At 32.9% G+C, this 25,612-nt stretch carries 27 protein-coding genes, 1 tRNA gene and 1 pseudogene; 4 read left to right on the top strand and 25 right to left on the bottom strand.

All coding sequences use genetic code 11. The annotated features are described in order from the left end of the window. The first annotated feature begins 3 nt into the window (after positions 1–3). Positions 4–1,083, top strand: coding sequence for a DNA replication/repair protein RecF (gene recF, locus OPU68_RS13815; RefSeq protein ID WP_498474566.1), 1,080 nt, complete (start codon positions 4–6; stop codon positions 1,081–1,083). Positions 1,084–1,087: 4 nt separating this feature from the next. Next, a complete protein-coding gene (locus OPU68_RS13810; RefSeq protein WP_498474565.1) occupies positions 1,088–1,759 on the top strand; it encodes a hypothetical protein in 672 nt (223 codons plus the stop codon). A gap of 138 nt (positions 1,760–1,897) precedes the next feature. Here the strand turns inward: OPU68_RS13810 and cdd are convergent, their stop codons facing one another. Continuing rightward, positions 1,898–2,377, bottom strand: coding sequence for a cytidine deaminase (gene cdd / locus OPU68_RS13805; RefSeq protein WP_498474564.1), 480 nt, complete (start codon positions 2,375–2,377; stop codon positions 1,898–1,900). A gap of 80 nt (positions 2,378–2,457) precedes the next feature. Between cdd and OPU68_RS13800 the strand changes: the two genes are divergently transcribed. Continuing rightward, on the top strand, positions 2,458–2,985 hold the full coding sequence (locus OPU68_RS13800; protein WP_498474563.1) for a DUF922 domain-containing protein: 528 nt from the start codon (positions 2,458–2,460) through the stop codon (positions 2,983–2,985). Here OPU68_RS13800 and arfB read toward each other — a convergent pair. Beyond that, positions 2,975–3,367 carry an alternative ribosome rescue aminoacyl-tRNA hydrolase ArfB gene (gene arfB, locus OPU68_RS13795; protein ID WP_498474562.1) on the bottom strand — a complete coding sequence of 131 codons (393 nt, stop codon included), beginning with the start codon at positions 3,365–3,367 and terminating at the stop codon, positions 2,975–2,977. The genes OPU68_RS13800 and arfB overlap by 11 nt on opposite strands. Beyond that, positions 3,364–4,389, bottom strand: coding sequence for an AMP-binding protein (locus OPU68_RS13790; protein WP_498474561.1), 1,026 nt, complete (start codon positions 4,387–4,389; stop codon positions 3,364–3,366). The genes arfB and OPU68_RS13790 overlap by 4 nt, the downstream gene beginning before the upstream one ends. 100 nt (positions 4,390–4,489) lie before the next feature. Between OPU68_RS13790 and OPU68_RS13785 the strand changes: the two genes are divergently transcribed. After that, a tRNA-Gln gene (locus OPU68_RS13785) sits at positions 4,490–4,560 on the top strand. 241 nt (positions 4,561–4,801) lie between these two features. Here the strand turns inward: OPU68_RS13785 and OPU68_RS13780 are convergent. The 22 genes and pseudogenes from OPU68_RS13780 to OPU68_RS13675 all read right to left on the bottom strand — a co-directional run. Then, a pseudogene (locus OPU68_RS13780) lies at positions 4,802–5,448 on the bottom strand (ATP-binding cassette domain-containing protein); the annotation flags it as partial. A gap of 159 nt (positions 5,449–5,607) precedes the next feature. Then, entirely contained in the window at positions 5,608–6,783 is a 1,176-nt protein-coding gene (locus tag OPU68_RS13775) for a zinc metalloprotease (RefSeq protein ID WP_028123562.1), read from the bottom strand. Continuing rightward, positions 6,783–8,642, bottom strand: a complete 1,860-nt coding sequence (locus OPU68_RS13770; protein ID WP_034975277.1) for a prenyltransferase/squalene oxidase repeat-containing protein — start codon at positions 8,640–8,642, stop codon at positions 6,783–6,785. Before OPU68_RS13770 ends, OPU68_RS13775 begins: the two co-directional genes overlap by 1 nt. Continuing rightward, a complete protein-coding gene (locus OPU68_RS13765) occupies positions 8,632–9,780 on the bottom strand; it encodes a hypothetical protein (protein ID WP_028123564.1) in 1,149 nt (382 codons plus the stop codon). The genes OPU68_RS13770 and OPU68_RS13765 overlap by 11 nt, the downstream gene beginning before the upstream one ends. Beyond that, on the bottom strand, positions 9,777–10,070 hold the full coding sequence (locus OPU68_RS13760) for a hypothetical protein (protein ID WP_028123565.1): 294 nt from the start codon (positions 10,068–10,070) through the stop codon (positions 9,777–9,779). Before OPU68_RS13760 ends, OPU68_RS13765 begins: the two co-directional genes overlap by 4 nt. Positions 10,071–10,123: 53 nt before the next feature. Continuing rightward, positions 10,124–10,327, bottom strand: a complete 204-nt coding sequence (locus tag OPU68_RS13755) for a hypothetical protein (protein WP_028123566.1) — start codon at positions 10,325–10,327, stop codon at positions 10,124–10,126. Positions 10,328–10,544: 217 nt separating this feature from the next. Beyond that, the gene (locus tag OPU68_RS13750) at positions 10,545–11,108 is read right to left on the bottom strand and encodes a hypothetical protein (protein ID WP_028123567.1); all 564 of its coding nucleotides are present in this window, start codon (positions 11,106–11,108) and stop codon (positions 10,545–10,547) included. 5 nt (positions 11,109–11,113) lie between these two features. Further along, positions 11,114–11,968 carry a relaxase/mobilization nuclease domain-containing protein gene (locus OPU68_RS13745; RefSeq protein WP_051259716.1) on the bottom strand — a complete coding sequence of 285 codons (855 nt, stop codon included), beginning with the start codon at positions 11,966–11,968 and terminating at the stop codon, positions 11,114–11,116. Continuing rightward, positions 11,965–12,435, bottom strand: coding sequence for a hypothetical protein (locus OPU68_RS13740; protein WP_028123568.1), 471 nt, complete (start codon positions 12,433–12,435; stop codon positions 11,965–11,967). Before OPU68_RS13740 ends, OPU68_RS13745 begins: the two co-directional genes overlap by 4 nt. 137 nt (positions 12,436–12,572) lie before the next feature. After that, positions 12,573–13,460, bottom strand: a complete 888-nt coding sequence (locus tag OPU68_RS13735; protein ID WP_028123569.1) for a DUF8464 domain-containing protein — start codon at positions 13,458–13,460, stop codon at positions 12,573–12,575. Between the two features lie 249 nt (positions 13,461–13,709). Continuing rightward, positions 13,710–14,879: a VapE domain-containing protein gene (locus OPU68_RS13730; protein ID WP_028123570.1), complete on the bottom strand. Its 1,170-nt coding sequence runs from the start codon at positions 14,877–14,879 to the stop codon at positions 13,710–13,712. Positions 14,880–14,926: 47 nt separating this feature from the next. Next, positions 14,927–15,232, bottom strand: coding sequence for a DUF3853 family protein (locus tag OPU68_RS13725; RefSeq protein ID WP_028123571.1), 306 nt, complete (start codon positions 15,230–15,232; stop codon positions 14,927–14,929). Between the two features lie 196 nt (positions 15,233–15,428). Then, positions 15,429–16,382, bottom strand: coding sequence for a hypothetical protein (locus tag OPU68_RS13720; RefSeq protein WP_498474560.1), 954 nt, complete (start codon positions 16,380–16,382; stop codon positions 15,429–15,431). Beyond that, complete coding sequence (locus tag OPU68_RS13715; protein ID WP_078677376.1) at positions 16,379–17,683, bottom strand: site-specific integrase; 1,305 nt, start codon at positions 17,681–17,683, stop codon at positions 16,379–16,381. Before OPU68_RS13715 ends, OPU68_RS13720 begins: the two co-directional genes overlap by 4 nt. A gap of 320 nt (positions 17,684–18,003) precedes the next feature. Further along, positions 18,004–19,017: a TerC/Alx family metal homeostasis membrane protein gene (locus tag OPU68_RS13710; RefSeq protein WP_498474559.1), complete on the bottom strand. Its 1,014-nt coding sequence runs from the start codon at positions 19,015–19,017 to the stop codon at positions 18,004–18,006. 7 nt (positions 19,018–19,024) lie between these two features. Then, complete coding sequence (locus tag OPU68_RS13705) at positions 19,025–20,536, bottom strand: helix-hairpin-helix domain-containing protein (RefSeq protein ID WP_498474558.1); 1,512 nt, start codon at positions 20,534–20,536, stop codon at positions 19,025–19,027. A 3-nt stretch (positions 20,537–20,539) separates the two neighbouring features. Further along, positions 20,540–21,919 (bottom strand): PP2C family serine/threonine-protein phosphatase, encoded by a 1,380-nt coding sequence (locus OPU68_RS13700; RefSeq protein WP_498474557.1) that lies wholly within the window; start codon positions 21,917–21,919, stop codon positions 20,540–20,542. Between the two features lie 3 nt (positions 21,920–21,922). Beyond that, positions 21,923–22,966 carry a TerY-C metal binding domain-containing protein gene (locus OPU68_RS13695; RefSeq protein ID WP_498474556.1) on the bottom strand — a complete coding sequence of 348 codons (1,044 nt, stop codon included), beginning with the start codon at positions 22,964–22,966 and terminating at the stop codon, positions 21,923–21,925. 15 nt (positions 22,967–22,981) lie between these two features. After that, complete coding sequence (locus OPU68_RS13690) at positions 22,982–23,620, bottom strand: vWA domain-containing protein (protein ID WP_498474555.1); 639 nt, start codon at positions 23,618–23,620, stop codon at positions 22,982–22,984. A 4-nt stretch (positions 23,621–23,624) separates the two neighbouring features. Next, entirely contained in the window at positions 23,625–24,263 is a 639-nt protein-coding gene (locus OPU68_RS13685; protein WP_498474554.1) for a vWA domain-containing protein, read from the bottom strand. 11 nt (positions 24,264–24,274) lie between these two features. Then, complete coding sequence (locus OPU68_RS13680) at positions 24,275–24,955, bottom strand: TerD family protein (protein WP_498474553.1); 681 nt, start codon at positions 24,953–24,955, stop codon at positions 24,275–24,277. Positions 24,956–25,000: 45 nt separating this feature from the next. Further along, positions 25,001–25,612 (bottom strand): TerD family protein, encoded by a 612-nt coding sequence (locus OPU68_RS13675; protein WP_498474552.1) that lies wholly within the window; start codon positions 25,610–25,612, stop codon positions 25,001–25,003.

Here is a 25,612-nt window from a genome sequence, read left to right as displayed (position 1 = left end):
ATTATGATCATCAACAAACTATCACTCATTAATTTCAAAAATCACTCCGAGGTTTCATTTGACTTTTCGCCACAAATCAATTGTTTCGTAGGTAATAACGGCGTAGGGAAAACCAATATTTTGGATGCGCTTCATTATCTGTCTGTTGGAAAGAGTTTTTTAGGAAATTCAGACCTTAATAATATCAAATCCGAAGAAGATTTTTTTTCCATTGAATCCGAAATTCAGAATGAAGAGAAAGAAGATATTATCAAAATCCTGCATCCGAGAGAATCCAAAAAAATCATCAAAAAAAACGACAAAGCTTACGACAGATTGTCAGACCACATTGGTTATTTGCCGAGTGTGATGATTTCGCCGTACGATTCCAACTTGATTTCAGATTCCGGGGAAAGTCGCAGGAAGTTCTTGGATGCAATGATTTCTCAGACAGATTCTGTTTATCTTTTTGATTTGATTCAATATCAGAAAACTATTCAGCAGCGAAATGCTTTGTTAAAATATTTTGCTAAAAACAGAACTTTCGATAATGATTCTTTAGAGATTTATAATGACCCGATTTCGAACTTTGGAACAAGGATTTTTGAGAAGAGAAAGGAATTTATAGAGAAAATGAATCCGATTGTTCAGCACTACTACGACATCATTTCTGGTGGAAAAGAAAAGGTTTCAGTGGTTTATGAATCTCATCTTTCAGACAGTACTTTTCAGGAGCTTTTGTCGAGTTCAATTGATAAAGACAGGGTTTTGACTTACACTTCCAAAGGAATCCACAAAGATGATTTGATTTTCGAAATGAATGGAAATTCGATTAAAAGGATTGGTTCTCAAGGTCAGCAGAAATCTTTTTTGGTTTCATTGAAATTGGCTCAAATTAATCGAATCAAAGAATTGACGGGAAAATCGCCAATTCTTTTACTTGATGATATTTTTGATAAGCTTGATGATACCAGAGTTTCTCAATTGATTGAGTTGGTGAACAAGGAAAACTTTGGGCAAATCTTCATTACAGATACGCACAAAGAACGTACAGAAAGTGTTGTGAAAAGGATTGATGAGGAAAGTAGAATTTTTGAGATTTGAAATAATGAGAAAATTTTCAGTTTTACTATTTATATTTTGTTCAATTTTTATTTTTGGACAAAAAAAAAGAAGCAATTATAAAAAAAATCCAATTGCAGAATTGGATTATTATATCTCATCTGAAGGAAAATTGAATAAGGATTACAGACCTATATCATTAGGACTGAGAATTAAAAATTATCCTTTTAACAAAGCTTCAAAAATAAAAATTGTTTCTTATAATCTACAATTTGCAAAACAAACTTATTCACAACCAGCGCAGCCTCCTGCAAAAACAAAAGAAGATTCTTTAAAGCTGAATGAGTTCTACAATCGGCCAATGTCTATAGACTTTCGAGATATTATTGAAACACAGTCCGAAAAAGAAGTGGAGGAGTCAAAGACACTTAATCTGAATGAAATTTCGCAACTAACTCATATTCTTTTTAATACCTGCAATAAATATTATATTAATATGCGGTCTCAGTCAGGCTGTTTCTTTCCCAGAAATGCCGTGATATTTTATGACGAGAATGATAAAATATTTGAGATAATGGAGATTTGTTTTGAGTGTGGCGGTGTAGAAACTTCTCCAAATAAATTTTTTGATTGGCGAGAGTCTTGTGAATATATTTATCCTGAATTGGAAAAGTTTTTTAATGATAATGGATTGAAAACCCAGTATCAAAAAAAGTGAAAAGAAGTACAAATCCTCAACATAGCCCTGATGGGAACGGCATCCTTTTTTTGTCTGGCTTAGGCGAGGCAAAAAAAGATATAGTGGACAGCAGGTGAGTTAGGTCCTACGATAGACCAATCGTCTTGCTCTTAAAAATTATAAGAAAGTCCCGTCAAACGAGAAGGGAAGCAAATCTCTTACAGATTTTGTCTTGATGATTTCTCCGTTTGGCGATGCAAAATAGATTTCGATTTTTTCTTTTTGTTTGGCTTCGTACTCCAAGATTGATTGTCTGCATCCTCCACAAGGTGGAATTGGTGTGGAGCTCAAAACGTCTTTTGGGCCGCCAATCACGAATATTTTTTTGATTTTAGTATCCGGATAATTGGCAGATGTCCAGAAAATGGTCGTTCTTTCTGCGCACAAACCTGATGGATAAGCTGCATTTTCCTGATTACTTCCCGTAATAATTTCGCCATTTTCCAGAAGAAGCGCACATCCGACGAAGAAATTGGAGTAGGGCGCATAGGCATTTTCGCGGATGGATTTGGCTTTGTCGAAAAGCGTTTTTTCTATATCGTTGAGCTGTTCGTAACTCGGGATTACTTCAAAATTGATTTTTATTTCTTTTTCCATTTTTTAAAAATGCAGGGAGGTAAAAATACAAGTTTTATGGTAACAAATTAACATTTGAAGAAAAAAATCATCTAATCGTTATGATAAAACAATTTTTGCTGCTTGGTTTCATCTTTTTTTTAGGATTTACGAAGGCTCAGGACAAAATATTCTGGAACGAAAACCGAAAGTTGGAGTGGCCGGATTTTCAGTCCCAGACTAAGCCGAATACTTCTCAAGCCGCAGCTACAACCTATTGTGGAATGTCCTATTTGCTGGATAGTCCGACTAAGAAATTCACGGATAAACAAGTTAAGATTGAATCGTTTTTTATTCCGTCCAAATCCTGGGCGCATCCGGAACATAAGACGGATAATGTTCTGATGCACGAGCAAAGTCATTTTGATATTGCTGAGTTGTTTGCAAGGAGATTTAGGAAAATAATAAGTGATAAAAGTTTGGATACTAAATCTTTGCAGAAATATTATGAGAGAATTTATGATGATTACAAAACTTATCAGCAGGATTATGAAACGGTGACGAATCACGGGAGAATTCGTGATAAACAGCTAGAATATTCTCAGAAAATCAATAAAGAAATAGAAGAATTGTCGGATTTTAAAATTTAAATTTCCTGTTGTCTTTTTTCTCAGAAATTTTCTTTTTGTTGTCGATTCGCTTTTGAACTTGGCGTTTTGAAGGTTTGGTTTTGACTCTGTACTTTGGGATGAAGAGTGATTTTTCTACCATTTCCAGCATCTTTTCGGTCACTATTTTTTTGTTGGCGAGTTGCGTTCTGCTTTCTGAGGAAGTCATTTGCAGAAGACCTTCGGAATTGATGCGGTTTTTTAGTTTATCCGAGATTCTCAGCTTTTCATCGTCCGAGAAATAATAACTTTCCGAAACGTTCCAAATCGCCGTCACAGCCGTTTCCACTTTGTTCACGTTTTGTCCGCCAGCGCCGGAAGAGCGGGAAGTTTTGTAGCTGATTTCGGACGTGAAGTTTTTCATTTCTCAATTAATTTTTTCAATTCCAGCCGGCTCACTTTTCCGTTTGGTGTTCTTGGGATTTGTTCTACAAAAATAACGTCTTTTGGTTTATGAAATGACTTTTGAAATTCTAAATTTTGAATTTTAGATTTTATATTTTCGTCATGTTCTCCTTCGATTATCAGAATTAATTTTTGTCCGAGTTTTTCATCCTCAATTCCGAGAAAGATAGCTTCATTTGGAATGTTTTGTTTGACTAGTTTTTCCAGTTCTTCGGGGAAAATCTTTGCGCCTCCGGAATTGATGACGTTATCTAATCTTCCGAGAAATCTGAATTGGTTTTTATCATTAATTTCGACCAAATCATTTGTCTGCAACTCTTCTGAATTCAATTTTGGGGCAAAAATTTTCAGACAATCTCTCTCGTCCAAGGAAATTTCAACGCCTTCAAAAACCGTGAACCAATCTGCCTGATTCGGAAAAATCTGTCTCAAAGCAATGTGAGAAAGTGTTTCGCTCATTCCATAAGTCTCAAAAATTTTTGATTGCTGATTCTTGATTCCTGATTCCTGAATTTTTTTCTTCAAAGTTTCGGAAACGGATGCACCACCGATAATGAGGTTTTTGATGAGATGAAGTTTGTCTAATGAATTTTCAACCTGCAAAGGTGTCATTGCGCAAAAATCGATTTCTTGGTTGAAGTTTTGCAGTGGATTCGTGGAAGGTTCAGCGATTTTCAACTTTAAATTTCTTAGAATACTTCTTACGACCATCATTTTCCCTGAGATATATTCTATCGGGAGACAGATTAATGCGATGTTTCCTTCTTTCAATCCTAAAAAATCGCAAGTCACCTCTGCAGAATTCAGCATTTTTGATTTTTCTACCTCAAAAACTTTTGGAATCCCGGTAGAACCAGAACTCTGAATTTTTACTGTTTTTGAGTTCGAAAACCATTCTTTTATGAAGTCTAAAACTTTGGTTTCAAATTCGTTAGATGGTGTTCCTTGATTGGATAAAGGTTTGGAAAGGTCGATTAACATTAGGCTTAGCGAAAATTTATTTTATAAAATTATGCAATTTTTTTTAAAAATTATTTGGAAGTTCAGAAAAAAGCTCTAAATTTGCACCACAATAAAGGACAGACCTATGGTGTAGCGGTAACACTACTGTTTTTGGTGCAGTCATCTGGGGTTCGAATCCCTGTGGGTCTACAATATCACTTGATAATCAGTGATTTAAATTAATTACAGCCAATTTTACAGCCAAAAGCAATGTAAAATTGGCTTTTTTATTTTTTTGATATTTCAAGATATTTTAGGAAACATAATTAAAAACCCCGTGAGTTTTAACTTACAGGGTTTTGATTTATTTCTTCTTCTAAAATGATTTAGCCCTTATTTTGTATTGATTTATGAATCAAGACGCCATAATTATAAAATCAAGACAGTTTATTCAGCTTCCTAATTCCAATTGATTTTTTACAAGATTATAATATTCACCTTTATTTGCTGTCAATTGTTGATGATTTCCCTGTTCTACAATTTGTCCATTTTTTAGAACAATGATTTGGTCGGCTTTTTTTACAGTTGAAAGGCGATGTGCTATAATCAGGACTGTTTTTCCTTTAAAGAACGATTGTAAGTTGTCATGAATTGTCTTTTCGTTTTCCGCATCCAATGCCGAAGTTGCTTCATCAAAAAAGATGTAATGTGGATTTTTATAAACGGCACGTGCAATCAGAATACGTTGTTTTTGTCCTCCTGAAATTCCATTTCCTGATGCTCCGATTTTGGTGTTATATCCTAAAGGAATACTGTCGATGAATCCTTCTATATTGGCTATTTTTGTAGCATTTTGTAATCTTTCCCTATTAATTTCTTCATCTCCTGTTGCAATATTTCTTTCGATAGTATCCGAAAAAATATACCCGTCCTGCATCACTACGCCACAATTCTCTCTCAAACTTTTCGGTGAGATGATCTCTAAATCATCATAGTTGTAAAAGATACTTCCCTTAACAGGTTTGTAAAATTTAAGAAGCAATTTCATTATGGTGGTTTACAACTTCCGGAAGCTCCTACTAAGGCAGTTACTTTCCCTCACTCTCCGCAAAAAAAGCCTATAAACAACGTGTTTATAGGCTTTTTAATTTTCGGGTGCTAATTTAGGTGCTAATTTTTCTATATGAAATTTCATTTTAAAAGTCAATTCTATAACTTTAAATTGTGCAATTATTTAGTGTGTTTGAAAAACAATAATTATCTCTTCATTATTCCTAAAATTATCTTGACACTTATAATGTAAAAAATTAAGACTGATAATAGTTTGAATAATTCATTAAAGCTTAAATTAAACTTCCATTGAAAGATTGAGATAACTATTTTATAAATTGTTATGGGAAAATTTATAATTGAATACCAATTTAAAAATATTTGATAATAGAAAAACAGAGCTATCATTACAATGTTAAAGCCCCCATATAAAGCAATAAGATAATCCTTTTTCGTTAGTATAGACTTTTCATTTTTAAAAGTAGATAATAGAATCAATTTTAAGTTGTTCATGGCATGGAAATTAAGATTAGGCTTGTTCAACAAGTCTGACAATATCCAATATCCATCAGCTCGCAAAAATGGGATTAGATTGTATAATGCTTTTACTGAAATAGCCAATGCCAAAATTTCCAGTATATGATATTTTATAAAAAAACCAATAATTAATAGTAATAAGCAAAAAATAATTTCAAAATAAATACCTGCACTATTTACTATAATTCTTTTCCACTTACTTAATCTCCATATATCCGTCACGTCTGCAAAAAATGCTGGTATGAAATACAAGTAAAAACCAAAGCCAATTCCTCCATGTCTTGCCTTGAAAAAATGGGATGCACTTGCATGTCCCAGCTCATGAAAAATAGTACTTATAAAAAGTAGCAATATAAAATATGGCACAAAAGTATTAGAGTTGAGAGTCGGATTATTATAATAATTTGTATAAATACTATATCCAAAAATAATGATTGAAAAAAAAATAACCGAATAAAAAACTTTCCTGACAAACAATAGTTTCAAGAAGGGAACTATTGTTGAAATTACTTCTGGTTTAAGAAAAATGAAACCATATTTTATATAGTCCGGAATTTTTGATTGTTCTTTTATTGAATCATCGTGACCAAAAGTTCCATACTGTTTTAGCTGACCAAAAAGCAATATAATTTGTGAATCTGAAATAGGTACTTTATGGCTTTTTTGAAAATCCATATTAATTTGTGATACTGTTCTGCTCCCATCTGCTAAACTTAATAAATCATAGTATTTCTGATTCAGTTTAGTATATTTATTAAGTTTTACATTATGCAGTAAATATTCACTTTCATTGAATTTTGAAAATTCAATATCTGATGATAGTTTATATACAGGGCTTTCCTCCATTATAGTAAAGCCTTTAATGCGTAAGCAGTAGTAAGCGTCTTACTTTTGTAAGGCTCATGGGCTTTAGGTTTAATAAAATTTTCCGCCTTCCAACTACCATTTTCATGCTGATGTTCTATTAAAAATTGTTGTGCGCTATTTTTCATTTTCTCAAGTTCAGGAAACTCTAATAAATTCATGCAAAAAATAGCAAAAGAAGTTGACAAATTTTTATATTGATTCTCATCAAAACTTCCATCAGCATTTTGGAAACCAATCAAAAAGTCTTTTATTTTCTGCTTGACAGCTCCATATTGTGTAGGAAACTCATTAAGCAACCTCAGACAAACATATGTACCATAAAGTTTACCATAGTACCATCTGCTCTCCCAATACCCTTGCTCTTTTTGCTCTGAAATAATATACTTGATTGCTTTTTCTATGGTGGACTTGTATTTTTCTGAATCTAATAAGGTTAAAGCATATACAAAGTTGGCTACAACTTCCACATCTGCCCCTTTTCCCCATTTGGTAGAATTGAATAAATCCTGTTTTTTCTGTTTTTCAGTAAGATTTACTTTAGGAAGAATCCAAGTTTCTATTCCACCACTAGGCTGTGTTCTTTCAGATACGGCAATACTAATTGCTTTTATACAATATTTATCTACCAATTTCCCATTTCCTGTTTTGATAAACTGTTGCATAATTTGCCCTAGATCGTCAATATCTGCTGCTATTTCCTGAACAGTTGGAAAATAAGACCAAGCTCCAATATTGTCCTTATTTTGTCTTCCTTCTATATATTGATTTTCTTTTTCAATAAAAACTTGAAGATTAAGATTAAAAGAATGTGCAATTTCCAACAAACAATCATTCAATAATGCTCTTTGAAAAGTATCTGAAGAATGGATATCAATTTCATTCTCGAATCCTTCCATACCTCCTAAATACATAAAATGCTTTAAATCAACATAATTTTGAAGAAAATCACTCTTAATGAATTGCAAGCCTTTAAAAAAAAAGTCTATTGTGACTTTATTAAAATCAAAAAAGTAATCTTCTTGAATTAATTTTCTTTTTGTATTTGCTTTTTCTTCTATTGTTTTGACATAACCATTAACTGAATCCTTGGTTTGAAGAATTGTTTTTTCAAAGTCGCAGATTGTATCCAGCCACAAACTATCCGGTGGCAATTTTTCAATTACTTTTTTAGCCTTCTCCAAATAATAAATTGATTTTTCAAAAAGAATAACACTTGTTCCATCTATATAAAACAACTTATTTAAAATATTTACATCATATTTATATTTGGAAAAGTCTAATGTTTTGGATAATTCATATACCGCCCAATTAAATTGTTTTTTGTTAAAGTCCTCTGTGAAATCTATAATATCATCATATAATTGAAACCCTATCGAAAAATATTTATGAGATTCGAGCAGTAAATTATAAATTTCGCTATTGTTACTATTTTCTGAAAAAATAAATAAACTATCAATAGCTACTTTTCCAAAGGCAGATTTCATATCTGCAACTTTATTATAATTCTCTTCACTTGGATTATTCCAAAGGTTTTTTTCTAATGATATTGCCTTGCGAAACTCTCTTTTTCTTGTTTCCCAAAGATTCCAAAAATTGTTACCATCTTCATATATTGTGGATAAAATTTTTATTGCATTCTCTTGTAAATCTAAAACATTAAATATTCTATGATTTTCTTGATTATCAATAACAGCATCTAATTGCAAAATAGATTGATAAAAATAAAAGCCTGCTTTTGAAAGCAGGTCTATTGTCACCTTATCTATATCTGGAAAATAATCGTGAAATAGTTTAGGATAATATTCGTAAAATTCTGGAGATTTCTTTTTATGGCTCATCAATAAATTTCTGTTCTTCTTTGGAAAGTAAAGTATTATTTTCTTTAATCTCTTTATTAGCAATATTTTCGGTTAGATTTTTATTTAAATCAATTTTATTTTTCAATCCTTTTTTATCTGATTCTAAAAATTTTTGAAAATTTATTTCTTGAATAAATGAAACGGGATACTTTTTTTCTTTGTATAGCGCATAACCTTTAATTTCGGTATAAACTAAAGCTGGTAGATATTTTCCGTCTTTTTTATAAAAATCATATTTGATATTATTTGAAGTGGCTACACCTTCGTAAGCTTCTCCTCGTTTGTTCTTGTTCTTGAACGACTGAGACATATTTGTTATATAAAGATCAAAACTACTAATGACTTTGTCTGTTTTGCTATATGTAAATTTTCCTTTATATGTATTTATTTCATCTTTTGTTTCAAAATAAATAATTTGAATGTTCTGGTTTTCTGAAAGTATTTTTGAAACAAATACACTATTTTTTGTATCATTTAAAAAACCAATAATTTCACTATTAAAAAATAACTTCTGAATAAAGTTTTTGGGAGTTATTTGAATATCTGTATTAAAGGGATAATCATTAGAAGATACTTTAGTTTTAAAATATTTAATGTTGTTAAAGCCGATTTGGACAAAAGAGTCGACATTATCTTGTGCCTTAAAATTATAGGCATTTGCTAAAGCCCATATGTCAATATTGGCTATTAAAAGGTTAATCATTTTCCCATCAATATAACCTTTTTGCTTTATTGTAGATTGATATAGAGAGGGCTTACTGTAATATATGCTTAGATAATCTTTTAAAGCATTTTGAAACATTTGCCTTATATCTATTTTGGATATTTTCACCTCTTCAATATCTTTATATAATGGCTTTAATTTTATAATAGGAGTTAAAGACTCCAATGTTAACTCTTCATATCCTTGAGCAAAAATATTCAGTGGTTTCTTATCATTTTTTAGTTCTACTTCCCCATCATCGTTACTATACAGCACCACATTATCAGACATAATTCTAACATTTTGAAGAGGTTTGTTTTCTTCAGAATCAATAATTCTTACTTTGATATTTTGAGGAAAATAAAATTGTAATGATAACCCCAAATAGGCTATTAAAAATAATATGGACTTCATTTAGTTGTATTATCTCTTTGATATATTAATGTTCTATCAAATCCATTTTGAAAATAAATCCGATTTGTAAAATTATCTCTGTAAATAACTTCTTTTTCTTTTCCAAGAGAAAAATTAAAACCACTCTTTTTTTGTGGTTTTTTAAAATCTATTACTATTTCTTTTTTGTTGCTTAATCCTAATATTGCAGTATCTTTTTTATATTTAAGAGAATCAGTATACTTTGGAAGTAACTGTGCGTTAATTTGTGAGGATATCAACAAAATTGTTGTAAAAAAAACTACTCTCATAAAAATTGAAATATAAAAACAGCTAATACATAGATTGTATTAGCTGTTACTTTTTAAAATGTCCAAGTGGCACTACCTCCAACGGCAGTAGTATTGGTTTCAATTGTTTCACCAGCATCAAACATTGTAGGTGCAGATACACTTACGTCCCAAGCCTTCATTTCAAATCTTTGTTCCAATTCTTCCATTTGGAAATTTTCTAATAATTCATTTTTTTCAACTTCTTGATCTAGTTGAGTAAAATTTTCTGCATTCATAATATTTTTTTATAAAATTTGACTATAGCAAATTTAAAATAAATTTTTAATTGTGCAATTTTTATATAAATTATTATGTATGATTTAAGACTATTAAGAATAAATTTTCAAATATTTACCGTTTTAATCTACTCTTTTGGTTCTGTTTATTTTTAATATTTTCCAACCCACTTACTATTTTGTTTTCCAAACTTTAAAAAAAATAAAGACAATAGACCTATTTAGCTTCGTAACCATCTTTGAATCTCAGGAATTTCTCCGCATCTTTCGGGTTTTTATTAATCCATTTTTGTACAAGTTCGGTGTTGTTTTCTAATTTTTGAATGTCGTCTTTAGGATATAGCAGTTTTCCATCCTTTTCAAATTCGGAAAGGATTTCCTCTCTAAGCTCGCTTTTGGAACGGATACTTTCGGAATACCATTTGAATGCAAGATTTCCACTTATTAGAATTGTCGAAAATGACAGTAAAATTGCACCAAAAATACCCCAAACAAGATTCGATTTTCGTAAAGCTTCAATACTTTGCTGAGATAATTCCGCAATAATTATTTTCGGGATTTGACTTACGGTTTTCTTAAATATTTCATTTTCTTTTTGATAAGTTCTTGATGTTTCATCGATTATATTTATCAAAGCCGATACAGATTGTTCAAGTTCTGAAGATACATTCATATAATCTTCAACTGAAGCTTTAGTTTCTGTGTTAGATTCAATATTTGCTTTACAGGATTCTATAACTTGATTCAAAATCTCCATTCCGTCTTTTTGTGTATTGTCCATAATTTTTAACGTTTAAATTTTTTATTGTTCTCTATTTTCATTTCATTATTTCTCAAATCCTCATTCCGTTTATTTTGTCTAAGAAATTCCGAATCATTTGATGTTTTCAATTGTTCCGAGCGTTTTGTTTTATCTTCAAAGATTTTCTTTATTTCCGATATTTTCAGCTTGCTAGTAATTTCCGAAAGCTTGTATCCTGCTTTATACTGACGTGAGGTTTCATCGTTGATATCTGTTTTAAGAACGATTCTCATTCCCGAAATCCCGACCTTGACATTGCTCGACAATGAAACCAAATAACCCCGATTCGACATTTCCAAAACCAGCTCTTCAAAATTTTTAGAATTTCCGATACTGGCAACCAGATTCTCATACATCTCATTTCTTTTATCAATGCCTGTTTCGATGTCTGTCTTTATACCCAAATCTCTACAGATTTCCCTTACAGCCTTACCGAAATTCTCCCCGATATTGTGGGATTTGACCGTACATTTTCCAAAAGTGTCAATCCGGTTTACCACGAAATGAATATGCTTTTGTTTCGTAGAATTGTGGACATCCAAGCGATATTGGTTGTTTTCCGAAACTCCGACTTTTGCAAGAGCCTGTATCGTGATTTTCGCCAGTTCTGCATCAGAAAGTTGGTCGCCTGTTTCTTTTGGTGGTGAGATATAACCTGTCAAAGCCCATTTTTTGACATTGGAATTTCTTTTTGCTATTGCTTTCATTTCCAAAAATTGTTCTTCAGGACTGCTTCCGAGAAGATTGTTTGTTCCAAGCATCTTCGCCGTTCCTTTGTCAGTTCCGTTGTATTCCAAAGCGATTTTGGAAATCAGTCTTGTTGTTGCCGAATTATTCATAATTCTTCATTCATCAGATTCTCCCGTTCGTGAATCTTTTGATAGAGGTATTGTTTTATCAATGTCAAAACGGTTTCGATTTCCAGCAGGATATTTTTTTTATTTTCAAAAGCAGACCATTCGGAATTTCGCAAAAGGTTGGTGATTCGGATAAAGTTATTGCCATATTCCAAAAGGATTTTATCAGTTTCAAATTCCTTAGCTTTCAACTCCTCTTTTGTTGCTACCATTCGAAGAAGGGTCGAAATTTTCAAACTGTATTTATTAGCTTCGTCCTCCAGAAACTTAAATTCCTTTTCGGTAAATCGCACGGAAACAACTCGTAAAAGATGGTTCGCACTTTTCTTTTTCAGCCCTCCTTTTTTTCCGAGTTCACGGAAGTATTGTTTCCTTTTTTCCGTCTCTTTTTTTTGTTCCTGCTCACGGGAGACTTTCAGGACAAAACTTTTCAAAAAATCATTCTCCATATTTTTGTGTATTTATTATTTATCAACATTCAGTTTGTTTTTCAAGACGTTTTTGACGATAGGAAAAAACCAAAAAGTTCCAATTTTACAATTAGCGTCCACGCTTTTTGTAAACATTGGGTACTTTTTGCCACTCACTATCTGCCATATTTTGGACGACGTTCTTCTTTAATTTCATTATTCATCAAAAACGCATTCAAATCTTTGTGATTTTTGTAGAGCAAACGTTCGTCTGTGATATTTTTATGTAGATTGATTAATTGTTCGGTTGCCAAATTTCCAGCTTCATCATTATCAAAATAGAGTTCAACTTTTTGATGGTTTTCAAGTTCAGTTTTAGCTTTGAAAAGTATAGAAACCGAATTTAAAATCAGGTAATCCGAAGGTTCTTTTTCGAGTGATTTTTCCAAAATTTTGAATGATAAATAATCCGTAAATCCTTCAAAAATTCTCAACGTTTCACTTCCGTTTTTAATCGTAGAAATATCCTTTTTTCCGAGACAGATTTTTGAATATTTATTGCGGATTTCGTAACCGCTTGAATTGTTTTTGAAACCAAGTCCGAAGTAATTTTTGTCATGAAGCAAATAATAAATTTCCTTTAAATCCGATTTTTGACTTTCCAGATTTCGGGATTTTAAATAACTCAAAAGTGAAGAACGTTCTACATTTTTAATTTCCAAAATCTCATAATTGGTTTTTGACTTTTTATCAGAATTTTGTTTATTTTTCGAATTGTCATTTCTATCAAAACTTGAAAATTCAAATTGTCTCAGATATTCCAATGCTTCAGAAACCGAACACTTTTTAATGGCTTGAACCAAAGAAACATTATCGTATTGTTTGCCAGTTCCAAAATCGAAAGCTGTATTTTTTCCAAAATTGACGATTACACTTGGTGTCCGTTCTTTTCGGTCAAAAGCAAAATAAAATGCTGATTTCAAATTTTCTTTGCTTGGAAAAAGAGAAAAACTATCCAAAATCTCTCTAATATTAATATTTTCGTTTGCGGTTTTACAGTTCATTTTTTTAATATTTTAAAGTTTTGTAAGTTTTTTCAGAATCTTCTTACCTTTCTACCAAAGTCTTTGTTAGAAAGAGTTTTGGTTAATTTTTGTCAGTTACCTTTTTCTACCTATTTACCTTTTCAAAGTTTATAAATTGGTAACTTAGGTAAGAAGAAATTTTAATGTTACCTTATTAGAAAAACCTTTATTAATAATAGTTTTAAAAGATTTTAGGTAAGTTGGTAATTGAGGTAAGTCGATTTGCTACTATTCGTTTTTTGATTCTTCGATTTTTCGTTTGATTACATAACCATAGACTTGTCTTTTGGAATGTTTTATCCGTTCATAATTTAAAACCGTTAATGCTTTTCCGATTTTTATAATGTTTAACCGAACTCCCAAAGCATTATTCATCGCCAACATAATATCAGTTGCAGTGAGGAATTCATTTTTATTTTCAGATTTTTCAAAATGAGTGATAATAATTTCCTGCTCCAAACTGATTTGTTTGTATTTTTCATTCCGTTTCTCGTTTTCCAGAATGTCTTCAGCAGTGAGTTCCGGATTGTAGTTTTTTCTTTCAAAAGCATTGAAATATGCTTGAGCCCAAACTTGATTAATATTGATTTCCTTAGAATAATTGAAATCAATTTCCAACACTTCAAAAATTTGCCAACGCACACTTCCTGTTTCATCGGTTAAAAAATCAGAACGATTAGTGGAACCACAAAAAGAAGCCGTTCTGTGCATTAATGACGATTTTCTGTCGTAAGGTAATCTTGCATTAATAGTATTTTTGGAAATAAAGGATTTCAGCGTATTCACATCAATTTTAGACATCACCGAAAGTTCATCAATGTTGATAATCAAAGATTTACAAAGAGAAATCAATCCATCTTTATCAATTCCAATATCTTCGGTATAATATTTTTCTAATTCGGTTGGAATCAGGAATCTCAAAAAACTTGTCTTTCCAGAATTTTGTTTGGTATTGAACAAAACGAAACATTGTTTGTTGACGTACCCTTTCTTTAGTGAACACAAAACCGCTCTCGTTAACCATTTTTCAAAATGATTTTGAAACGATGCATTATCGGTTGTCGTGATGTAATTTGCTAACTTTTGAATATGATTCTCACCGTTCCATTTTGGTAGATTTTTAAAGTAATTTTCAATCGGATTGTATTTCTCTATCCAATGACTTTTCAGCAAAATCTCCAACTTATTCAAAGTGATATTAATCCCAAATTGAATCAACTCAATAAACAAGGAATTGATATTGAGTTCGTCCCAATCTTCATTTTCGGTACGGATTTCAAATTCTAAAGCAACTTCATTGTACCGGACTTTGTATTTTTGGTTCAGATATTTGATGACCTTATCAAAGACCGTGACTGAACCTGCTTCTGTTTGATACCGTTTTTGAGCTTTTCCCATCTACTTCAGTTTAACAGCCTGATTTTTTTTAATGAATAACCTGAGTTTTATTTTTTCTCACTGTCATTAAATAATTTGAGGGCTTCGTCTGCATTTACGACTATGGTTCTGTTTCGTTGGAAAATTGCCCCATCAATTACACCACTTTTTTTAATTCGATTTGCAGTTGCAATAGAACAATCAAAAAGATTTGCAATTCCACGAATACCATAAACCAATTTTGGATTTGCTTTCGCTGATGATTCAGACTGAATCTTTTCTGTTTTGTTCTGGTTTTCTGTTTTTGTTAGTGTCAAAAATTCCTCCCCCGTCATTTGCCAAATAGGCTTTGATAATAAATTTTGTGTATCCATTGTTTTAAAATTTTCTGATACAAAATTTGGAAGTTTTTGAAATTCAGAAAAATTCAAAATAAAAATCAGCACAATTATTTGTGCTGATTTTCAATAAATTATAATATTTTAAACTATTTTGAGATTCTATAAAATTCTAAGTGTGTCAAAATGTGATTTTTTGAAATGTTTATTGATTTTAATCAATTTTATGAGATTAAAAGGAGTTCATTTTTGCGAGAGAAATAATGTCGTCAATTTCCTTGTCAATTTCGTTTTTATTTTCTTCAGAAGGATTGATTTTCTTTTCAAAATCTTTTATTTCAAAATAATCTACCATATCTTTTTTCCAATTAGTGGCTGATTCAGGTAAAATAAATTCATTTGCAATGCAATTGATTGCATAAGCGATATTTCTGTCTTTTTTTTGCTCTTTTTCCAATGTCATTATTTTACTTTCTAATAGTTGATTAGAAAATTCCACATAGCCGATATGCTTGATTAATTTTAATTCGACAAAAATTTTATGGATAAAATAAACCAATCTTTCTTCTTTCAACAATTTTTCGGAATATTTCTCGAAATGATCAAGTCTTAAAAGTTGATTTTCAATCTCATTAATTTGATTGGTAATTTCAATAGGATTAATGTTTAAAAGATAAGACAAACCACGTTTTTTAGATTCCCATTTTTGATACAAAGAAGAACTAATATTTTGTTCATTGTTGTATTTTTTCTTAACTATTTCGTATTCATCATTTAATTGCTTAATTTCAATTGAATCATTGGCATATTTGTAAGCCCAACTTTCTAATTTGGAATTCAGTTCTCTTTCTTCTGAACTAATTTCACGTAATTGCTTATAGTGAAAATCACATTCGCTTTTTTCTTTCGCAGATTCTTTATCTATTAGATTTGAAATTTTATTAAATCCTAAAACATCCTTTTTATAATGAATAAGAAATTTCAATCTCTGTATGGAATTTTTGTATTCTTTGTAAATTAAACCAGGTCTTTTGTGTTCAAATAATTCACTAAATTCAATTTCGTTCAAAGATTTTGAATATTCAAATAGATTATCAATCAAAGATTTTGATAGATTATCTCTGTTTAAATTATTTAGTGATTTTTCTAATTTTAGTGTTGTATCAAGGTGTTCAGATATTTTCATATGATGTTAAGTTTTTGCATTTGAACTTCTCTTGTGGAATCTACTACATCAATATAAGGTTTCATCGATTGATAGTCCGAATGTCCTGTCCATTTCATAACGACGTGAATTGGAATTCCTTTTGAAATACAAAGGCAAATAAATGTACGTCTGCCAATATGTGAAGAAAAATATTCAAATTTTGGTTTGGTGTCATCTTTTCTACTATTTCCGATAAAGTAAGTGTGATTTATCGGTTCATCTATTTCGGCTAAACGTCCCAACTCTTTCAAATATTCATTAATTTTTTGATTTGAAATTACTGGCAACGCCATTTCTGTTTCGATTTCTAAATATTTTTCTAATATTTCTTTGGAAATATCATTTAACTCAATTGTGATGGAATCAGACGTTTTCTTGGTAACAATATAAAGTTTATCATTTTTGATGTCTGTCTTTTTTAGTTTTTGAACATCGGAATATCTCAATCCTGTAAAACACGTAAAGAGAAGGACGTCACGTACTCTTTCGAGATATTTTTTGGTTTGAGAGATTTCTAAATTTTTAATTTTAAGAATTTCTTCTTCAGACAAGAAAACCACAACTTTGTCCGCCGTTTTTATTTTTGGTGCAAACTGTTGAAAATATTGATTATCACAATAATTATTTTTCACAGCGAATCTCAAAAACCATTTTAGATTTTTCAAATACTTTTTCGTTGTAACATTGTTTAACTTCAACGTATTAGAAAAATAAGAAAGTAATTTTGGAAGACCTTCGGAATTGAGATTGTCAAAAGTAAGATTTGGGTTGAATGAAAGTAAATGATTTTTTAGTGCGTCAAATTTTTTATACGTATCAATCGTCCAATTATTTACTTTTCCAGAATAATCTGTGAATTTATCAAAGGTATCGAAAAAAGTTTCAATTTCCATTTCCTTTTCATCAGTTTTGATAGCTTTTTTCTCTTTTGTATTGCCTTTATTTTTAACCTGTCCAAAACTAATTTTCAATTCATCTAGATCAGGAATTCTATCTTCAACCTGACATTTAATGAAAAAAGCCTGTAAATCATTCTCAAGATTACTCAGTTTAGTGTTAATCTCTTCAATAGTTTCCCCATTAATATTAGAAATACCTTTCTTAATTTGAGATAATTTCTCGTCCCAATTATTTCTATCAACACGAAAACCTGTAAAAAGATTCACTCTATTTGAATTGAAAGTTACACGGAAGAAAATCGGAACATTATGATTAACTATTACACCGTCTTTTTTTCTTTTCTCCAAAACAATGTTGATTTTTCTTTTTATATTTATCATCTCAATATTAAAATAAATTACAGCCAAAATTACAGCCATTTTTTATGATATCCAAATAGATTTATTGAATATCATAAAATTAATAAAAATAGTAATTCATTGAAAATGTACAATTTATATATTTATTGAGGCTTTAAGCAATGGTAGGTGAAAATCCCTGTGGGTCTACAATTGTAAAATTACAACCAGTTGAATTTCAGCTGGTTGTTTTTTTTATTAAATCTCTGTTCTGAGAGATTTTCGTCTTTTATACAAAAAAACCTCATCGCAGATGAGGTTTTTAGGATTCTTATTACTATAGTATTTTTATATAAAATATATTATTTAGCTTCCTCTTTATCCGGAAACATAATCGAAATAAGGACAGATAGGATCAAAATACTTCCAACAATTCCCAAAGATATTGGAGACGAAATATGATACCAAGGAGAAATGATCATCTTAACCCCAATGAAACTCAAAATAATAGCTAAACCATAAGGTAATTTGCTGAACATGTGAATGAAATTGGATAGTAAGAAATAGAGAGATCTTAGACCCAATATTGCAAAAATATTAGAAGTATAAAGGATAAACGGATCTTTTGAAATTGCAAAAATCGCCGGGATAGAATCTACAGCAAATAAGACATCTGTAAACTCAATTACTGCTACAACTACCAAAAGTGGAGTCGCCATTTTAATACCATTTTGTACTGTGAAAAATTTGTCCTGAACATAGTTGTCAGAAACTTTATAAAATCTTTTCACAAGTCTCGCACCAGCACTTTCGCTGTAATCTTCATCATCATCTCCATCTCCATCTCCCCAGGATTTGATCCCAGCATATACAAGGAACAATCCAAAAAGTGTCATCACGACATTGATCTTCACCGGCGTTCCGAAAACGATCCATTCAGGCAAATAAGTCAGGTTGATAATTCCTACACCTGCAAAAATGAAAATAGCTCTGAAAATTAATGCGCCAATAATTCCCCAGAATAATACTTTGTGATGTAAATATCTTGGAACCTTGAAAAATCCAAATACCAGAATGAAAACAAAAAGGTTATCCACAGACAATGCTTTTTCAATCCAATAGGCAGCTTGAAATTGTGTGAACTTTTCAATAGCTAAATCGTGACCGCCTGCATCCTGGTTGAAAACCCAATACACAACACCAGAAAATGCCATCGACAGGGAAATCCAAATGATTGACCAAATGGTTGCTTCTTTTGAAGACACTTCGTGTGCCCTCTTGTTGAAAACGCCTAAATCCAGCAGCAGCATTATAAATACTACTACAGCAAAACCCGCTACAAGACCTGGGTGCAAATCGATAATACTCTTATCCATATTTAAATTATTTATTTGTCAAAGTTATGTACATTAATCGTCCGCCTTCTTCATCGGACAACATTATTTTTTTTCCATCGCTCAATTCTACCATAGAGTTGATGGGAACTGGTTTATTTTCAGTCACATCCTTCATATCCGGCAGACTTTGGTTTACTAAAACCCATCTGTTTTGGTGAAATGTAAAGTAGCCAACCGGTTTTTTGTCCTCGGCCGTCAGACTTTCATTACGGATGACTTTTTTTGAAACGTGCCATTTGAAAAGATATTGGTTGTGATAGACCATTAATCTGTGATTTTCCGGTTTCCAGACATTATCTTTGAATTTAAAATACAGATCAACAACTGGCAAAGTTCCTCTGTGAGGTGTTCCGCAGAAAGGACATTTTGGTTTCGAAGTGTTATCAAAGACGTACCATTTTTCATCACAATTTGGATTACTGCAGGGCTGGATCAAATCCACAGTTTTAAGCAATGCCGTCTCCCATTCGTTAGCGATTGGACGAAGCATTGGATTGTGCAGACCATCCACGAATGCTCTTTTGAATAATTCCGATAAATAAGGACCAGTAACTGTGTAAGGAATTTTTTGAGGATCGCCCCAAAACATATTCCATTTTTTGAGATGATCCACTTTTACGCGATTCATCGTGTCAGTAGAACTTTCCACAAAAATCGCTTTTTCTCCCATCGATAAAACCTCATCTCTTTCCGAATCCAAATCCCAGATTTTCCCGCCTCGCAATGGATGTCGTCTTAGCAGATACATATAGATTAAAACGGCCAATGCATGCAGATCGGTTTTTTGATTTGGCAAGATTCTATTTGAATCGTGAAGTGGTAAATGTTTTGTTTTAAGGACTTCCGGTGCTATAAAATCTGCTGTTCCAATCACTTCTGGTGGGAATAATCCCGGAACCACCAAACCATCTATATCAATAATCGTTGCCGATTTCGTAACAGGATCTACCAAAACATTGTTGTATGACAGATCGGAATGCGCCAATCCCATCTGATGCATTTTTTTTACACCACGGGAAATATTAATTGCAATCTGAAAATAGCTCAACCAATCTCCCAATTCAGATTTATCCAAAGCCAGCGGATATTGGTTATTTCTGAATGAAGGCGTAGTAAACCATTTGCCCACTTTCTCCCCGCCTTTGATGGTCTCATCTCTGGAATAGCCTTTTTTGAAGAAAAATTTGGAGTTGTAGATAGGTACGATCACGCCCGTTTTTCCATTCTTTTCTACGGCATCAGAAGGCCAACGGAAAATCTCGTCCAGGAAATAATCTGCAGTGTTTCCTTTTTTGATATTTTCAAGATAAAGAGAAACAATTCTCTTTATCCTTTCTTTTTGATTAAAATCCAGCGGATCTCTGAAAAATGCAACCACATATTTTCGATCGGGTGAAAAATAGACATCTTTCACACCGCCTCTTTTTGGATTGCCATCATCGATGTATTCGTATGATTTCGATGGATCTATGATGGAATTAACTTTGATTGTATTCATATCCTAATATATTACAGCTAAAGTTCTATCATCGTGGTTTCCCTTGCTCCAGAAATCCATCCAATCGGATAATTGGACTTCTATATTTTGATCGTTCACAAAATCAACTTTTGTATTTTCTTCATTCTCTCCGTTTAGATCATTGAGAAAATCTTTCCAGCTTTCCAAATTCTCTAGTTTACTTTCCACAACGAACTTTGGATCATAGATTCCATCTGTCATTAGAATTAATTTAGAAAAATCAGGAAAACAATTGATCCCAAATCTGTCTGCAATATCTGGTCTGCTGAAGATCTCCGACATCGTGATAAATCTTGTGCCTCCACTGAATTCTCCAACATCAAGAATGTTGAGTAATTTAACATCAGTTTCATCTTTTCCAATCACATTAATTGGGCAATCTCCAACGCCGAATGATAGAATCACATAACCAAAATCAAATTTTTTGACAAGGCAAAAAATCAAAGTTGTGTGAAGATCTTTTAGGTTGATCTCTTCCGAAGTTGCATAATCACTTAGTGCTTCGTTCAGTTGTTTTACCGTTTTGTAAAGACTGTTGATGATGAAGGTTTTGTTTTTAAATTTGGATTCATCAGCTGATTGACCATCAAAATAACTGTCAACCTCTGACGATAAAATCTGTAAGAAAGTTTCGTTATCAAAATTTTGAATGATATATTCGGTGGCAAATTTCGACCCAGCTCGGGCAAATTTTGCAGATCCAGCGCCATCGGCAACTGCAACAACAGCCCAATTATCCGGTAGAGATTTCACAAGAAAATCATCATCGCGAAAAGTACCTTCGTGCGCGTGTGACCTTCCTCTTTTGGAGGCCACCACAATTTTTTTATCTAAAAATCCAGAATTGTAAGTCAGGTTTTCTTCTTTGGGAAATCTGCTATTTTCAGGACTTGGTTTGTTGAGCCAAAGGTCTTTTGGATCAGCATTTACGATGAATGGAACGGTTTTTATATTTAATTCAAAGTTCTCATCATCTTTATTAAAGAATTCAATTTGAATTTCGATTTGATCGGCACTTGTCGGACTTCCGAAAATAATTGCATTTTCAACATCAAATTCCAGACCTACAAGATCCAGATTCTTGATTTCCTTAATTTTTATCGAAGGAAACCGCGCCATATCAAATGCGAAAGCATATTCCTTTTTTGCATTGGCATTTGGAATCATAATGTGGCTTTCTTTAAATTCTTCTATTTCCTTCGTCATATTAAATATTTCTAATATTCTTGCTTTTAAATCATTGATGGACTTTGATAATTCATTGATCTTGACATTATTCAAAAGTTTTTCTATGGTAGAATCTACAACTTTATTGGTCTCAATCCTATTTTCTTTTAAAACATCGCGTAAAACATTTTCCATTGTTTATCCTAAGGTTCTGTTAATGTCAAATCCGCCTTCTGCCATTCCGTAAAATCCGGTATTGCCACACCAAGGACATTTTGCATTTCCATCGGCATTGATGCAGTGGATACCGCCACAAACGCAGGTCGCCAAGGCAAAATTATTCCCGCAAGACGGACAACTTGGATTACCATAAAGTTCCTCGCTCGATATTTTATTTGAAATATTGGAATCTGAAGAATATTCTCTGTAAGAATTTTCGTCGATCTTATAAGCACCTTCAATCTTATAAAATCTGGTCTGGAATCCCGGAACACTCGATTCCTCCAAAGATTTTTTGAACTTCATCAGATACATTCTGTCATTCGTGGAACATTTTCCACTGAGGACAACAAAATTATTATCCGGTAACGAATGACTTTTGGTCAAGTCTATTTTTTCAACAATATCAGGATTTGATTTGGTGAGATCAATTCCTTCTTTATTGGTATTATTTATATTTTCGCTTGTGGTTTTAATGGATGCTGTTACCCATTTGAAAAATTCTTTATATGAATTGCTATCCGTATTATTGAATAACAAAACCTGCTCGGATAATCGTCCTAAAAGATTGAGATTGGTATTGTCACCAATGGAAATGATTATAAGATTACTCTTGCTTCTGTAATCTGTATTCCAACGGTTAATTGCTTTTTCGGAATCGTCAGTCGGAATTCCGTCTGTGAATAGAAAGATAATCGGTTTCCAGTCGCCTTTTCTTTCGTACGTTGTTTTTACGACATCTCTGTCGATAGCATTCATCAGTTCTTCCAAACCTTTCGATAAAGAAGTTCCGCTGCCAATCGGAATTTTAGGCGGATAAAAGGCAATCACATCCTGCAAAGGAGTAATCGTCTTGCTTTTCCCGGCAAATCCAATGATGGAAATCCAAACTGTTTCTAAGGCGTAAGGATCAGTCTTAAGTTCTTTGATAATGGTTGCGATACCTTCCTGAACCTGTTCTATCGGTTCGCCAATCATCGATTCTGAAACATCCAGAAGGAAATAAATTGGTAATCTTCTCATAGCATTTGGTTTTTATTAGACAATAATATTAAGCTCGCTTGGCGGTGGCGGAAGTGTCATGGATTCTCCCGTGCCTTGCGATTTACTGCCCATTTCGATGGACGAACTGACCCATTGGAAAAATGTGGTCAATGTGGAAGCGTCTGTTGTATCTAGTTTTACAACATTACTCGTCAGTTCCTGGAGGAAACTTACTTCCGCTTTTGGTCCAGCTGCACAGCCTACAATGACACCGAAATCTAAGGATCTAATTTTAGGCATCATCTCTCTGTATTTCTGCAGATCGGAAGGTTTACCGTCTGTAAAAACAAATAATAGTGGTTTCCAATCGCCTTTTCTGTCAGCCGAGCCTTTGATTAAATCTTTATTCACAAGGTCGTAGATCATTTCCAAAGCCTGACCAGTATGCGTAGGTCCACTGTCCGGACATTTGATCTCGACAGGATGAAAACTTGCCAGGTCAACCAACGGTATCAGATTATTAACTTCACGATCATATGTGACCACGCTAATATGCAAAGAATCCATTGCCTGTGGGTCGGAACGAAGCATACTTATTAAACCATTGAAGCCATTATTAAGTGCAGCAATTGGTTCGCCTCGCATTGATCCGGAAGTGTCCAATAAAAAATAGGCTAAAAGTCGTCTGTTCATAATTTTATGATACGATTACCAGTTCAGATGGTGGCGGCGGCAACTGATCCAATCCAACGAAATCAATTCCTGTTTCTTCTACTTTGGTAGAGGTTGTGGAAATGGAAGCCGTGACCCATTGGAAAAATTTGGAAATACTTTCGGAATCTGCATTGTCCAGTCTTACAACGGAACTTGTTATTTGTTTTAAAATACTGTCATCTGCGCCAGAACCTGCGGCACAACCTACGATCAAGCCTTTATTTATATTCTTAAGTTTATTAAAACCAGTCTGCCAATCATCTGTTGGAACACCATCTGTCATTAGAAAAGTCAAAGGTTTCCAGTCGCCTTTTTGGTCGGTGGTTGTTTTTGTAATTTCCAGTTCCATTTTGTCTGCCAACAATCCCAATGCAGCGCCTAATGAAGTAGTGCTTTGTGCTTTGATATCGACCATTTGAAATGATGCGAGATCCGTAAGTGGAACGATTTGTTTAGCTTCACTGTCGAATGTGATAATGCTGACATAAGCCGTTTCAATAGCCTGAGGATTTTGGCGCAAAGAATGAAGCATCATCTGGACGCCATTTTTCACTGCTTCTATGGGTTCGCCAGACATCGATCCTGATGTGTCCAACAATAGGTAAACGGGTAATCTTCTCATATCAAATTGGGTTATTTGTAATTTTGTGTGATCCTCTGAATGGTCTGAACAAAGATTTTATCATCGAAAGGATCGCCAATGGCATCAAATTTCCAATCGCCATTTCTTCGGTAAAGTTTGCCTAAGATCAAAGCGCCTTTTCCCCTGTAACTTGAATCTGTAACGATATCATAATGGGAGTGAACACTGTTCACACGAGTCGGTGTTCCTTCATACATTCTGATTTTCGCAAATGGAATCTGAGCAAAATCAAAATTCTGACCTTGATTCAGATAGATATTTAGGAAGAAAAAGATTTTATCTACGTCCGGACTTACACGCCCAAGATCCACGGAAATGATCTCATTGTCCAAACCATCATCGCCACCTACATCACCTTGTCTGTCATCTCCGCTGTGTCTGAAACCGCCGTCTTTTGAGGATAATTTACCTAATGGAAAATTGTTCTGAGAAAGCCAGCCGTTATATTCCGGGGAATAGATCCAGTCTACAAGATCTCCGTTCTGATTCAACATCACACAGCTGAGATCCAGATCAACATCTTCAACCACTTTCTTGGTTCCGAAACCTAAAAATCCAGATTTTGTAGTTTCTATGGCGCCCCAGTTGACACCGACGCAAAAATTGGTTAATGCTTCTCCAGAGCTTTTTCTAAGGTCTATTTTTTGTCCTTTTTGTAAATTGATTGACATGGCTATTAGTTTTTCAATTAAATTTATTTAAGAAATCAAAACGAATTATAAATAATTCTGTCTTACAGTTTCCACCGTTTCCTGCAATTTTTTATCTCTCGTAGGTTCTCCGATCGCATTGAATTTCCACTCTCCATTTTTCTTATAGAAAACGCCCATCACCATTGCCACGTGACCGCCGAAATTATCACCTTTTGCAATATTATAAGTTGCAAAAACCTCTGAAACTCTTGTAGGTGTTCCTTCATAAATTCTGATTGATGCGAACGGAATCGTCCCAAAATCCTGTCCTTTGTAACTATTAAGTACAAAACCGACGTAATTTACGTTTGAACTTAGTTTAGAAAAATCCAAAGTGATGATCTCATTATCCAATCCATCATCGCCAGACAAATCGCCTGTAAGGTCATCGCCACTGTGTTTCACTGCGCCGTCTTTCGATTTCAGTTGTCCGAAATAAACCGTGTCGAGAACATTTTTTGATTCATCAAATAAGATACAGCTTGCGTCGAGATCTACCGCTTCTTTCGTCACGCTTCCCAGCCAGCTTTTCTTTTCGATTGCGCCCCAGTTAACGCCTACACAAACATTTTGTAACGTTGTTCCGTTTTCTTTTACCAGACTTATTCTTTGTCCTTTTTGTAAGTTAATTGCCAT

The organism is Chryseobacterium sp. TB1-D10, from assembly GCF_059803555.1.
The sequence above is the reverse complement of the archived record's forward strand: the minus strand, read 5'-3'. Positions and strand labels throughout refer to the sequence as shown.